The organism is Aeromonas bivalvium (genome assembly GCF_000819765.1).
GTDB lineage: Bacteria > Pseudomonadota > Gammaproteobacteria > Enterobacterales > Aeromonadaceae > Aeromonas > Aeromonas bivalvium.
Genome location: NZ_CDBT01000030.1, coordinates 21,653 through 34,046, shown reverse-complemented (window position 1 = coordinate 34,046; position 12,394 = coordinate 21,653). Strand labels below are relative to the sequence as shown.

The window sequence follows — 12,394 nt, the reverse complement described above, 5'->3', positions numbered from 1 at the left end:
GAGATAAAAAAAACGGCTGCCGAGGCAGCCGTTTTCAATGGTCTCTCATCAGCCCTGACGCAGGGCCTGGATGCGCTGTTCGATGGGCGGGTGGCTCATGAACAGCTCGCTCACCGAGCGCTTGCCGTTGATGCCAAAGGCCATCATGGCCCCTTCCATCTGCGGCTCGGCACCGCGGGAGAGGCGCTGCAGCGCCGCTATCATCTTGTCGCGGCCAGCCAGCTTGGCGGCGCCCGCATCGGCGCGGAACTCGCGCTGGCGGCTGAACCACATCACGATGATGGAGGCCAGCACTCCGAAGATCATCTCCAGCACGAACACTGTGATCATGTAGGCGAAACCACCCGAGCTGCTGCTCTCCTCGTCGCTGTTTGAGCTGAAGACATTGCTGATGACCCCGGCCACGATGCGGGCGAAGAACATCACGAAGGTGTTCACCACACCCTGGATCAGGGTCAGGGTCACCATGTCGCCGTTGGCCACATGGCTCACCTCGTGGGCCAGCACGGCTTCCGCCTCGTCCCGGCTCATGCTGTAGAGCAGGCCGGACGACACGGCGACGAGGGAGTCGTCGCGACGGGCACCGGTGGCGAAGGCGTTCATATCGGAAGACTCATAGATGCCCACTTCCGGCATCTTGATCCCGGCCTCGCGGGCCTGACGGGCCACGGTACTGACCAGCCAGTGCTCGGTCTCGTTGCGGGGTTGCTCGATGACCTGGACACCATAGCTGCGCTTGGCCATCCATTTGGACATCAGCAAGGAGATAAAGGAGCCCCCAAAACCGAACACGGCGCAGAAGATCAGCAAGCCAGAGATACTGGACTTGTTGATGCCAAGCACCGAGAACAGGATATTGAGTACCACCCCCAGCACCAGCATGACGGCCAGGTTGGTCACCAGGAATAGCATGATTCGCTTCATATAGACTCCTTGTGAGAATGAAAGGGGCCCGTGCCGGTCAACCGACCCACGCCCACCTGCCACACATAGTAGCGGTTATCTATGAATGCTCCCTGAATACCTGGCCCGGCGCAACAGTGAAATATTGAGATATTCCCGTAAGTTAGCGCTGTCTGGGTCGCTCAGGGTCGGAATTTCACCCAGCAGGGGAGCGGGCAGACGCTGGCGCAGGGTCGCCAGATTCTCCTCGTAGCAACTCATGCCACAGGGCAGCCGGTTCATCACCCAGCCCGCCAGGGACAGACCCGCCTGCTCGATGGCGGCCAGGGTGAGCAGGGCATGGTTGAGACACCCCAGCTTGGCCCCCACCACCAGTACCACAGGCAGGCGCTGCTGCGCCACCCAGTCCGAAAGCAGCCTGTGCTCGTTGAGAGGCAGGTGCCAGCCCCCCGCCCCTTCCACCAGCACCCAGTCGGCACCGCTGCCCTCGATACGGCGCAGACCGGCCGTGATCCCCGCCTCATCGATGGGCTGCCCCGCCTGGGTCGCCGCTATGTGGGGCGCAATGGGGGGGGCATAGGCGAAGGGGTTGACCCACTCATAGGGCAGCGCGACGCTGGCCGCCTGTTGCAACAGCAGGGCATCCCTGTTGCACAGCCCGTCTGGGGTCGGTTCACAGCCCGCCGACACCGGCTTGTAGCCGGCGCACGCCAGCCCCTCGGCGCTCAGCCCCTGCAACAGGGCGCGGGTGACCAGCGTCTTGCCCACATCCGTGTCCGTGCCCGTAATAAAAAAAGTCGCCATCTCAGCTCCTCGTCGGATGATTGTTCGCCCTGTCAGCGCCGGGCTCAGGCCCGCTGCAGCTGCACCAGGGCCACGCGGTAGCTCGCCTCGAGCAGGCCATCGCCACGGCGAAAGCGCTCATAGGCCTGGGTGAGGCGCACCAGCCGGGCCCGGCCCCCCAGGCCCCCCTGTCCCCCTTCGTTGACCTGGCTCGCCCCTATCCCCTTGAGATCGCGCAGCAGTTCGGCCAGCTGCCCATACCCCAGGTGCCAGGGGCGCACCTCGATAATTGGGGTCTCAAAGCCTGACTTTTCAAGGGCCTCCCTGAGCCGGGTTTGTCCGAGGAAGCGATTGACGTGGGGTTTGCCATCCACCGCCTGCCAGGCCTGGGTCAGTTGCCAGAGCGAGCCATCCAGCAGGGTGGAGAAGAGGGCCCGCCCCCCCGGTCTCAGCACCCGGTGCAATTCGGCAAAGGCCTGCTGCGGGCATTCGCACCACTGCAGGGCCAGGCTGGAGAAGACCAGATCCAGGCTGGCATCGGCCAGGGGCAGGGCCTCGGCATCGCCACACAGCAGGCGGGCGCCGCTGCCCCGCCTCGCCGCCTGGGCCAGCATGCCGGGGGCGAGATCCAGCCCGTGCAGGCGCTGGCAGCGCGAGGCCAGCGCCGGCAAAAAGAAGCCTGTGCCGCACCCCAGATCCAGGGCGTCTTCCCACTGCCCCTGGGGCAGCTGGGCCAACAGCGCCTGTCCCACCTCCTGCTGGAAACGGGCGTGGGCGTCGTAGTGGCGGGCGGCGGCCCCGAAGCGGCGGGCAAGCTGCGCCTTGTCCACCGACTGGAAACGCTCATGGAGCATGGGCGCCTCCTCTCTCGTCAGTGGATGGGCGAGGCCCCAGGGCCTCGAGCAGGCGATCCACGTCAGCTTCGCCGTGGGCGGCGCACAGGGTGATGCGAAGGCGCGCCGTGCCGACCGGCACAGTGGGCGGGCGGATGGCGCTCACCCAGACGCCGCATTCGCGCAGCCGCTCGGCCAGTTGCAAGGCGGCACTGCTCTCCCCCACCAGCAGGGGCTGGATCGGGGTGTCGCTCTCCCCCAGGCACCAGCCGAGTTGGCGGGCCCCCTGGCGAAAACGGGCGACGAGCTCGGCAAGATGGGCACGGGCCTCGTCGGCGGCGCGCACCAGCTCGATACTCTTGCTCACCGCGCACGCCTGGGCGGCGGGCATATGGGTGCTGTAGACATAGGGGCGGGCGAAGTTGACCAGATACTCCACCAGCTCGCGGCTGCCCCCCACAAACGCGCCAGCCACCCCGAGCGCCTTGCCAAAGGTGCCCATCTGGATGTGTACGCTGGCAGGAGCAACCCCTTGCGCCGCTAGGGTGCCGCGCCCTTGTGGCCCCAGCACGCCGAGGCCGTGGGCATCGTCGATCATCAGCCAGTTGCCGCTCTGGGCAGCCAGTTGGCTAAGCTCGCGCCAGGGACCCTGATCCCCGTCCATGCTGAACACCCCTTCCGAGACGATCAGGCCCCGATCTGGCTCAAGCAGCCGTTCAAGGGCCGCCATGTCGTTGTGGCCGAAGCGCTTCATCCTGCAGGGGAGCTGGCTGCCCATCTCCTGCAGGGAGGCGTGGTTGAGCCTGTCCTGCCACAGCAGATGCTCCTTGCCAAGCAGGGCCTTGAGCACAGCCTGATTGGCCGAAAAACCGCAGTTGAACAGCAGCACAGCCTCCACGCCGAGCCACTCGGCAAGCGTCTCTTCCAGCTGCTGGTGAGCGCGGCTGTAGCCGGTCACCAGGGGGGAGGCGCCGGCGCCCGCGCCATGGCGGTCGATCCCCTCCTTGAAGGCGGCCTTGATGGCGGGATGCTCGGCGAGCCCCAGGTAGTCGTTGCCGGAGAGGTTGAGGTAGTCGCGTCCCCCGACCCGGATCCGCCCGCCGCTCGCCACATCCACAGGGGTGCGTCGGCGCAGCAGGGCGGCCTGCTCACGTTCGGCCAGGGCCTCCCCCAGGGCGAAGGGGGGGGTCATCGTCCGGCCTTGGGCTGGCTGGCATCATAGAAGAGATCGCCCCCCACCGGCTGGCTGGCCACCCGGGCCAAGAGCTCCTCTTCCTGCACCTGATCCGGCTTCTGGGCCCGCTGGGCGGGGCGGATGCCGAGGCGCTTGAACAGCTGCATGTCACTGTTCTCGTCCGGGTTCGGGGTGGTCAGCAGCTTGCAGCCGTAAAAAATCGAGTTGGCCCCCGCCATGAAGCACATGGCCTGCATCTGCTCGTTCATCTTCTCCCGCCCGGCGGAGAGGCGCACGTGGGAAGCCGGCATCATGATGCGCGCCACCGCTATGGTGCGGATAAACTCGAACGGGTCCAGATTCTCCTGGTTTTCCATGGGCGTCCCCTTCACCTTGACCAGCATGTTGATGGGCACGCTCTCCGGGTGGCGGGGCAGGTTGGCGAGCGCCATCAGGAGGCCCGCCCTGTCTTTTGCCTGCTCCCCCATGCCGACGATGCCGCCGGAACAGACCTTCATGCCGGCACCGCGCACGTGCTCCAGGGTATCAAGGCGGTCCTGATAGGTGCGGGTGGTGATGATGTCGCCATAGAACTCCGGCGAGGTGTCGAGGTTGTGGTTGTAGTAATCGAGCCCGGCGGCACCCAGACGCGCCGCCTGATCCGCGGTCAGCATCCCTAGCGTCATACAGGTCTCCATGCCGAGCCCGCGCACCTCCTCGACCATGCGCAGGATATAGGGCATGTCCCTCTCTTTCGGGTTGCGCCAGGCGGCCCCCATGCAGAAGCGGGACGAGCCGTTGGCCTTGGCCTCACGGGCCCGCTCCAGCACCTTTTCCACCTCCATCAGCCGCTCGGTCTCGAGCCCGGTGTGGTAACGGGCGCTCTGGGGGCAGTATTTGCAATCCTCCGGGCAGGCGCCGGTCTTGATGGAGAGCAAGGTGCTCACCTGCACCTCGTTCGGGTCGAAATGGGCGCGGTGTACCGTCTGGGCCTGGAACAGCAGATCGTTGAATGGCAGGGCAAAGAGAGCCTGAACCTCGGCGAGGGTCCAGTCGTGGCGAAGGGCGTGAGCGCCCGCGGTGAGAGCATTCATACATGGCTTCCGGTTGTGATAGGTGGGATCCTGCGCCTCGCTCATCGAGAGATGGCGGCAAGACCCGCCAGCTGGACCCTGCGACGCCAGGGCGTACGCGAAGCCAAGTGGCTGAAATGGTTGGCTAGTGTAGAGAGCGCGCGTAGACTGTCAACACCGACAAGATCAAATCAATTGACAACAGAACACAAAATGACCAACCAAGAATTCGACCTGCACCACGTCTGGCACCCCTATACCTCCCTCACCCATCCTCTGCCCTGCTATGAAGTGGCCAGCGCTAAGGGGGTGACCCTCACCCTCAGCGACGGCCGTGAACTGGTGGATGGCATGAGCTCCTGGTGGGCCTGCGTCCACGGTTATCAGGTGCCGGAGCTGGACGCGGCCGCCACCGCCCAGCTCGGCAAGATGTCCCACGTGATGTTTGGCGGCCTGACCCATGCTCCTGCGGTGGCGCTGTGCCGCAAGCTGGTGGAGATCACCCCGAAGGGGCTGGATCGGGTGTTTCTGGCGGATTCCGGCTCGGTGGCGGTGGAGGTGGCCCTCAAGATGGCCCAGCAGTACTGGCACGCCAAGGGTACGCCGCGGGCCAAATTCGTCTCCCTTAGGGGCGGCTATCACGGGGACACCTTCGGCGCCATGAGCGTGTGCGATCCCGATGGCGGCATGCACGAGCTCTACCAGGGCTTCCTGCCGGAACACCATTTCGTCACCGCCCCCAGCTGCCGCTTCCACGCCCAGTGGGACGAGAGCTGCGTGGTGGAGCTGGCGACCCTGGTGGCGGATCATCACGAGGAAATCGCCGCCATCGTGCTCGAACCCATCGTCCAGGGGGCGGGGGGAATGCGCTTCTACCACCCCCGCTACCTGCAGTGGGTGCGCGCCCTGTGCGACGAGTTCGGTCTGCTGCTGATTGCCGACGAGATCGCCACCGGCTTTGGCCGCACCGGCCAGCTGTTTGCCTGCGACTGGGCGGGGATCAGCCCCGACATCATGTGTCTGGGCAAGGCGCTCACCGGGGGCTACCTGACGCTGTCGGCCACCCTGACTACCGAGCAGGTCGCTCGCACCATCTGTGACGGCAAGGCCGGGGTCTTTATGCATGGCCCCACCTTCATGGGCAACCCGCTCGCCTGCGCCGTGGCCAACGCCTCCATCGAACTGCTGCTGGCCTCACCCTGGCAGGAACGGGTGCAGGCCATCGAGCATCAGCTGCGCACCGAACTGGTAGAGCTGACCCTGCACCCGGCGGTTGCCGACGTGCGGGTGCTCGGCGCCATCGGGGTGGTGGAGATGAAGGAGCGGGTGGACGTGGCGCGCATCCAGCGCAAGTTCGTGGAGCTGGGGGCCTGGATCCGCCCGTTTGGCAAGCTCATCTACCTGATGCCCCCCTTCGTCATCACGCCCGAAGAACTGCGGGTATTGACCGGCGCCATCCACGAGGCCATCACCAGCGGCGAATTCTGAGTCTCGATGAATAGGCCCTGCATGAGAACGCAGGGCCTTTTGGCGCTTTTTCGCCAGAATGTGAGCAAGGCACCAAAACCCGTCCGACGAGGAGAGTAGACTGCGCGGGTTTTACCCAACAGATGTACCTTTCCCATGCGCCTCTCCATTGCCGCCAAATTCAACTTCTTCCTGCTGTTCATCTTCTCCATGGTGTTGGTGTTCTCGGCGTCCTATCAGGCGGTGCGCGAGCGCGACCTCATCCTGACCCTCATCAAGGAGCAGAGCCGCGAACAGACCGAGGCCTATTTCGACGGTCTCAACATGCTGATGCTGACCAACAAGATGGCGGCCCGCGACACCCTGAGAAACAAGTTTCTCGACCACGCCCATGTGGAGGATGCCCGCATCGTGCGCGGCGAGGCGGTGAACAGCCAGTTCGGCCCAGGCTATGACAACGAGCAGCCCAGGGACGAGTTCGACAGGCTGGCGCTGGCGGGCAAGGGCAGCATGGAGGTGGTACACGACGGTCAGCACAGCCGACTGGTGGTGACCCGTCCCCTGCTGGCCCAGCGCAACTTTCGCGGCACAGACTGCACCAGCTGTCACCTGGTGCCGGAGAACAGCGTGCTGGGGGCGGTGCGCTTTGACTACTCCCTCGACTCCCTCTTTACCCGGGTCGAGCAGAACATCCTCACCTCGGCCCTGAGCCTCACCCTCATCTTCGGCCTGGGACTCCTGCTCACCCTCTGGGTCATCCGCACCTGGATTGTCAGTCCCCTCAACCGGCTGACCCGCGCCATGGAGGAGGCCACCGACCGACGCGACTTCGGCCATCGGCTGGAGGGGGATGAAGGGGACGAGATAGGCCGGGTGGCGCTGGCCTACAACCAGATGCTCGACAGCGTGGAGCGCCAGCTCGGCAAGCGCAGGGGCAAAGAGCCTGAGTCGCGTCAGCCGAAATAGCGGAGCCAGGGCTGGCTCGCAGCGGCCGACGCAGCACGGCAGCAACCCTCAGAGGCCGGACAGCCGACATAGCACAACACAAGGCTGATTCGGCGCGACAGGCACTTCAGGGGCCGGATCAGCCGAAGTAGAACAGCAGCAGGCTGGCGGTCAGGATCAGCAGCAGCAGGATCAGGGAGGCGCCATAACCATCTTCTTCCCGGCGACTGCGCCGGTATTGCAGTGCCAGTACCAGCAGGGTGAAGGCGGCGCAGCCCCACAGGCTCTGCTCCAGCCAGGGGGTGAGCGCCGGATCCCAGTGCTCGCGCACCTCGATGCCGCCGTAACGCAGGAAGCCGTAGGCTATCTCGGGCCTGGCGTAGTGATAGAGGGTGAGCAGCACCAGGACGCAGGCCCAGCAGAGGAGAGCCAGCCAGTGCAGCAGCACTATCCATCCATCCGGTCCGCGTCGTCGCTCCATCCCGCTTCGCCCCTCATGTCGATTGGCCCTTGCTCCCCCAGCGTCTGACATTTTTGCTTGTTTATCAAACCTGCGCGGGTAAGATTGACGGCTTAGTCTGCCATGGTGGGCCATCTGTGCCCGGGTCAGACCCCTAGTGTTGCAAATAGCGCTGCAAGAACAAGCTGGAGACAATATTTCGATGACGCACGCATCCGTAGTTGATGTGCTGGCCGGTAAGTATTCGGTTGGCACCACCCAGACAGTGAAAGGGTGGATCCGGACCCGCCGCGATTCCAAGGCGGGGATCTCATTTTTGGCCATATCCGATGGCTCCTGTTTCCATCCGGTGCAGGCCGTCGTTCCCAATACCCTGGCCAATTACGAGAATGAAGTGCTGCGTCTGACCACCGCCTGCTCCGTGGAGGTGACCGGTGTGGTCGCCGCCTCCCAGGGCAGCGGCCAGGCGTTCGAGCTGCAGGCCACCGAGGTCAAGGTCGTCGGCTGGGTCGAAGATCCGGACACCTACCCCATGGCCGCCAAGCGCCACAGCATCGAATACCTGCGTGAACAGGCCCACCTGCGCCCGCGCACCAACATCGTCGGCGCCGTGACCCGGGTGCGCAACTGCCTGGCCCAGGCCATCCACCGCTTCTTCCATGAAGAGGGCTATCTGTGGATTGCCGCCCCCCTCATCACCGCCTCCGACACCGAAGGGGCCGGCGAGATGTTCCGCGTCTCCACCCTGGATCTGGAAAACCTGCCGCGTACCGACGCCGGCAAGGTGGACTACGACAAGGACTTCTTCGGCAAGGAGACCTTCCTGACCGTCTCCGGCCAGCTCAACGTCGAGACCTATGCCTGCGCCCTGTCCAAGGTCTACACCTTCGGGCCCACCTTCCGCGCCGAAAACTCCAACACCAGCCGCCATCTGGCGGAGTTCTGGATGGTGGAGCCGGAAATCGCCTTCGCCAATCTGGAAGACAACGCCGCCCTGGCCGAAGCCATGCTGAAGTACGTATTCAACGCCGTGCTGGCGGAGCGCCGCGACGATCTGGAGTTCTTCGCCCAGCACGTGGACAAGGATGCCATCGGCCGTCTGGAGCGCTTCGTTGCCTCCGACTTCGCCCAGATTGACTACACGGACGCCATCGAGATCCTGAAGAACTGCGGCAAGAAGTTCGAGTTCCCTGTCTCCTGGGGTATCGACCTCTCCTCCGAGCACGAGCGTTATCTGGCCGAGGAGCACTTCAAGTCTCCCGTGGTGGTGAAGAACTACCCCAAAGACATCAAGGCCTTCTACATGCGCCTCAACGACGACGGCAAGACAGTCGCCGCCATGGACGTGCTGGCCCCGGGGATCGGCGAGATCATCGGCGGTGCCCAGCGTGAGGAGCGCCTCGAGGTGCTGGATCAGCGCATGGCCGAGATGGGGCTGAACAAGGAAGATTACTGGTGGTACCGCGACCTGCGTCGCTACGGCACAGTGCCCCACGCAGGCTTCGGCCTGGGCTTCGAGCGCCTGGTGGTCTATGTGACCGGCATGGGCAACGTGCGCGACGTCATCCCCTTCCCGCGCACCCCCCGCACCGCCGAGTTCTAAGGCGACAGCCTGCTCGCACCGTGTAAAAGCCGACCCTTGGGTCGGCTTTTTCGTTTGCCGCCTCTGCTGCGCACACTCCTCGGCCACTCCCTCGCCCGCCTCCCCCTGCCGCCCTGTCCAGAGGCACAGCCGTAGTTTTTATGCACTTAAATCGGAAAAGAGCCCGTTATTGAACCACCTCAATTTTTTACCCCTTTAGGGGTGCAAGAATACCCACTGACCCGTTAGGGGCAAATAACCACAACAGATGCTCCCGGGCCCCAGGGCCAGTGCGGACATGGATTCAATCACACGAGGTAATGGAATGATCTTGATGGAATTTTTGGTGGTGCTCGGCTGCTTGCTGCTGGGGACCCGATTTGGAGGCATGGGGCTTGGCCTCATCAGTGGCATAGGTCTGTTCCTGCTGACCTTCGTGTTCGGGCTGACCCCGGGCGAGCCCCCGGTGCAGGTGATGCTGACCATACTGGCGGTGATAGGGTGTGCCTCCGTGCTCCAGACCGCCGGCGGCCTCAACCTGATGATGCAGATAGCCGAGCGCCTGCTGCGCCGCCATCCCCAGTACATCACCATACTGGCCCCCCTCACCACCTGGACCCTCACCTTCCTGTGCGGCACCGGCCACGTGGTCTACACCATGTTCCCCATCATCAGTGACATAGCGCTGCAGAAGAACATACGTCCGGAGCGGCCCATGGCGGTGGCCTCCGTCGCCTCCCAGATGGCGATCTGCTCCTCCCCCGTCTCGGTGGCCGTGGTCTCCCTGGTCTCCATCCTGGCGGCCGGTCACGGCATAGGCGAGGCCTACGGCCTGCTCGACATCCTGATGATCTCCATCCCGGCCTCCCTGTGCGGCGTGCTGGTGGCGGCCCTGTGGAGCCTGCGCCGCGGCAAGGATCTGGACAAGGACGAGGAGTTCCAGGCCAGATTGCAGGATCCGGAGCAGCGCGCCTTCATCTATGGCGGCAACCAGACCCTGCTCGATCACGCGTTCCCGAAAGAAGCCTACTGGTCCACCTGGATCTTCTTCGCCGCCATCGCCGCCGTGGTGGTGCTGGGGGCCAACGAGGGACTGCGACCCGTGTTCGAGATCAAGGGCAAGACGGGTCCCCTCTCCATGAACCTGGTGATCCAGATGATGATGCTGATCGCCGGCGCCATCATACTGATGCGCTGCAAGGTCAAGCCGAGCGAGATCTCGAACGGCCCCGTGTTCAAGGCGGGCATGGTCGCCATCTTCTCGGTGTTCGGGGTGGCCTGGATGAGCGACACCTTCTTCATCAGCCACATGGATGCCCTCAAGGAGAGCCTCTCCCACGTGGTGCAGTCCCAGCCCTGGACCTATGCCCTGGTGCTGTTCCTCATCTCCAAGCTGGTGAACAGCCAGGCGGCGGCGCTCACCGCCATCGCCCCCATGGGACTGGCCCTGGGAGTGGAGCCCAAGCTGCTGATCGCCTTCCTGCCGGCGAGCTACGGCTACTTCGTGCTGCCGACCTACCCGAGCGATCTGGCCTGCATCGGTTTCGACCGCTCAGGCACCACCCGGATTGGCAAGTTCATCATCAACCACAGCTTCATCCTGCCCGGGCTCATCGGGGTGGGTACCGCCTGTACCCTGGGCTACCTGCTGACCAGCCTGCTGCTCTGAGACGGGCAAGCCAGACCACAAAAAAAGCGGGAGGCCATCGGCCTCCCGTGCCATCTGCCCGGGCCGCATCCGGGGTGAACCTTTCCCGCAGCCGCATCATGGGCGCGGCCATCCGGCCCGCGGTGCCAGAGGCTCATACGCCACCAAGCCTGCCTCATTGCCTGCAAACATCATGAAATCATCAAAAACCAACAGTAATCACTGAAAATTAAATAAAATTAAGTTTTTTAAACTACCGTCGACGTTCTAGAATTTCCGCCGATAGACAGGGGGAGATTAATGACCCGCTTTTTGCGTTGGATCAAGACTCGCCACGACCAAGCTGCCAAGATCGGCACCGATACCCAGCGACCATTTCGCACCGGAGAGAGCTATGACAAACCAGGCCACCGCAAGCATGACAACCTGCGACTACAAGCTGTGGGATATTCTCGTCGCGTCGGCAAAGGAACGCTCAACCATTCGTTACTCCAAGCTGGCCAAGATGGCCGGGCTGGAGACTTGCCAGGATGAGCTGCGCACCCTGCTGCAACGCATCCGCATGTACTGCACCGAGCACCAGCTGCCCGTGCTCTCCACCATAGTGGTGGACGATGTGGGCAAGTACGCCGGGCTCAGCTCCGGCCTGCCGGAAGCCCCCTGGGAGCGGGCACGGGTCTTCGATTATCAATGGCCCGTCGCTCCCTGACTCCCTTCCCGCAAGATAAAACGCGCCTCGATGGCGCGTTTCGTCTATCTGGCCCGTGACCTTGCCAAAAAAAACCCGCCATGATGGCGGGCAGACAAGCAAGCAACACTCTGGTTGGCAGAGTCAAAACGTGCTCGCGTCGTCGCCGCCCCTGGCACCACGCGAAGAGGGCGGCGGATGGCACTGGCCATGACCGGCACCGACATGGACGCGAGACGGCCAGCAGACTAGAGCAAAGACTCTTTCCAAGGAAATGTTTTGTTGCCATTGCATGATGGCCCATGATGCATGCCCTGCATTGGGGCTCTTCCCTTCAGCCACCACGGGCTCGGCCTGCCTGGCGCCAGCAAGAGATGGCCCAGGTCGTTGCCTTGCAACGGCCACAATGCCAGAATCTGGCCTTCGTTGAATTCAGGGCCCAGGCCCGCAGACAAGAGACAAGGACCCCCCATGGCCGTCACCCTCTATGGCATCAAGAACTGCGACACCATCAAGAAGGCGCGCAAGTGGCTCGCCGACGCCGGCGTCGATTACCGCTTCCACGACCACAGGGCCGATGGCCTGGATCCGGCCCAACTGGATGGCTGGCTGGCACAACTGGGCTGGGAGGCGCTGCTCAACAGCCGCGGCACCAGCTTCCGCGCCCTGCCGGAGGAGGCCAAACAAGGGCTCGACACCGCCAAAGCCCGCGCCCTGCTGCTGGAGCACCCCGCCATGATCAAGCGCCCCCTGCTGGATCTGGACGGCGAGCTGCACTTGGGTTTCAAAGCAGACCAGTATCAATCCCTCTTCCCCCGTTAACCTCTTCTTTTAAGGA

At 63.9% G+C, this 12,394-nt stretch carries 12 protein-coding genes; 6 read left to right on the top strand and 6 right to left on the bottom strand.

The features are described from left to right. Positions 1-48 precede the first annotated feature (48 nt). The 5 genes from htpX to bioB form a co-directional block, all read right to left on the bottom strand. Positions 49-924, bottom strand: a complete 876-nt coding sequence (htpX, locus tag BN1119_RS10750; RefSeq protein WP_041997718.1) for a protease HtpX — start codon at positions 922-924, stop codon at positions 49-51. Between the two features lie 75 nt (positions 925-999). Continuing rightward, complete coding sequence (bioD, locus tag BN1119_RS10745; RefSeq protein WP_041997717.1) at positions 1,000-1,707, bottom strand: dethiobiotin synthase; 708 nt, start codon at positions 1,705-1,707, stop codon at positions 1,000-1,002. A 44-nt stretch (positions 1,708-1,751) separates the two neighbouring features. Next, positions 1,752-2,540 carry a malonyl-ACP O-methyltransferase BioC gene (gene bioC / locus BN1119_RS10740; RefSeq protein ID WP_041997716.1) on the bottom strand — a complete coding sequence of 263 codons (789 nt, stop codon included), beginning with the start codon at positions 2,538-2,540 and terminating at the stop codon, positions 1,752-1,754. Then, positions 2,530-3,711, bottom strand: coding sequence for an 8-amino-7-oxononanoate synthase (bioF, locus tag BN1119_RS10735; RefSeq protein WP_041997715.1), 1,182 nt, complete (start codon positions 3,709-3,711; stop codon positions 2,530-2,532). Before bioF ends, bioC begins: the two co-directional genes overlap by 11 nt. Continuing rightward, positions 3,708-4,787, bottom strand: a complete 1,080-nt coding sequence (gene bioB / locus BN1119_RS10730; RefSeq protein ID WP_041997714.1) for a biotin synthase BioB — start codon at positions 4,785-4,787, stop codon at positions 3,708-3,710. Before bioB ends, bioF begins: the two co-directional genes overlap by 4 nt. A 192-nt stretch (positions 4,788-4,979) precedes the next feature. Here bioB and bioA point away from each other — a divergent pair, with 192 nt between their 5' ends. Further along, entirely contained in the window at positions 4,980-6,254 is a 1,275-nt protein-coding gene (gene bioA, locus BN1119_RS10725; RefSeq protein WP_041997713.1) for an adenosylmethionine--8-amino-7-oxononanoate transaminase, read from the top strand. 135 nt (positions 6,255-6,389) lie between these two features. Continuing rightward, on the top strand, positions 6,390-7,199 hold the full coding sequence (locus BN1119_RS10720) for a HAMP domain-containing protein (protein WP_041997712.1): 810 nt from the start codon (positions 6,390-6,392) through the stop codon (positions 7,197-7,199). A gap of 118 nt (positions 7,200-7,317) precedes the next feature. On the opposite strand, the gene BN1119_RS10715 is transcribed toward BN1119_RS10720, so the two are convergent. After that, on the bottom strand, positions 7,318-7,659 hold the full coding sequence (locus tag BN1119_RS10715) for a hypothetical protein (protein ID WP_041997711.1): 342 nt from the start codon (positions 7,657-7,659) through the stop codon (positions 7,318-7,320). Positions 7,660-7,840: 181 nt separating this feature from the next. Between BN1119_RS10715 and asnS the strand changes: the two genes are divergently transcribed. From asnS to BN1119_RS10695, 4 genes are all read left to right on the top strand, one after another. Next, complete coding sequence (gene asnS, locus BN1119_RS10710) at positions 7,841-9,241, top strand: asparagine--tRNA ligase (protein WP_041997710.1); 1,401 nt, start codon at positions 7,841-7,843, stop codon at positions 9,239-9,241. Positions 9,242-9,545: 304 nt separating this feature from the next. Continuing rightward, positions 9,546-10,889 (top strand): anaerobic C4-dicarboxylate transporter, encoded by a 1,344-nt coding sequence (locus BN1119_RS10705; RefSeq protein WP_041997708.1) that lies wholly within the window; start codon positions 9,546-9,548, stop codon positions 10,887-10,889. A 373-nt stretch (positions 10,890-11,262) separates the two neighbouring features. Then, positions 11,263-11,577 (top strand): hypothetical protein, encoded by a 315-nt coding sequence (locus BN1119_RS10700; protein ID WP_041997705.1) that lies wholly within the window; start codon positions 11,263-11,265, stop codon positions 11,575-11,577. A 450-nt stretch (positions 11,578-12,027) separates the two neighbouring features. Beyond that, a complete protein-coding gene (locus BN1119_RS10695; protein WP_041997703.1) occupies positions 12,028-12,378 on the top strand; it encodes an ArsC family reductase in 351 nt (116 codons plus the stop codon). Positions 12,379-12,394 lie beyond the last annotated feature (16 nt).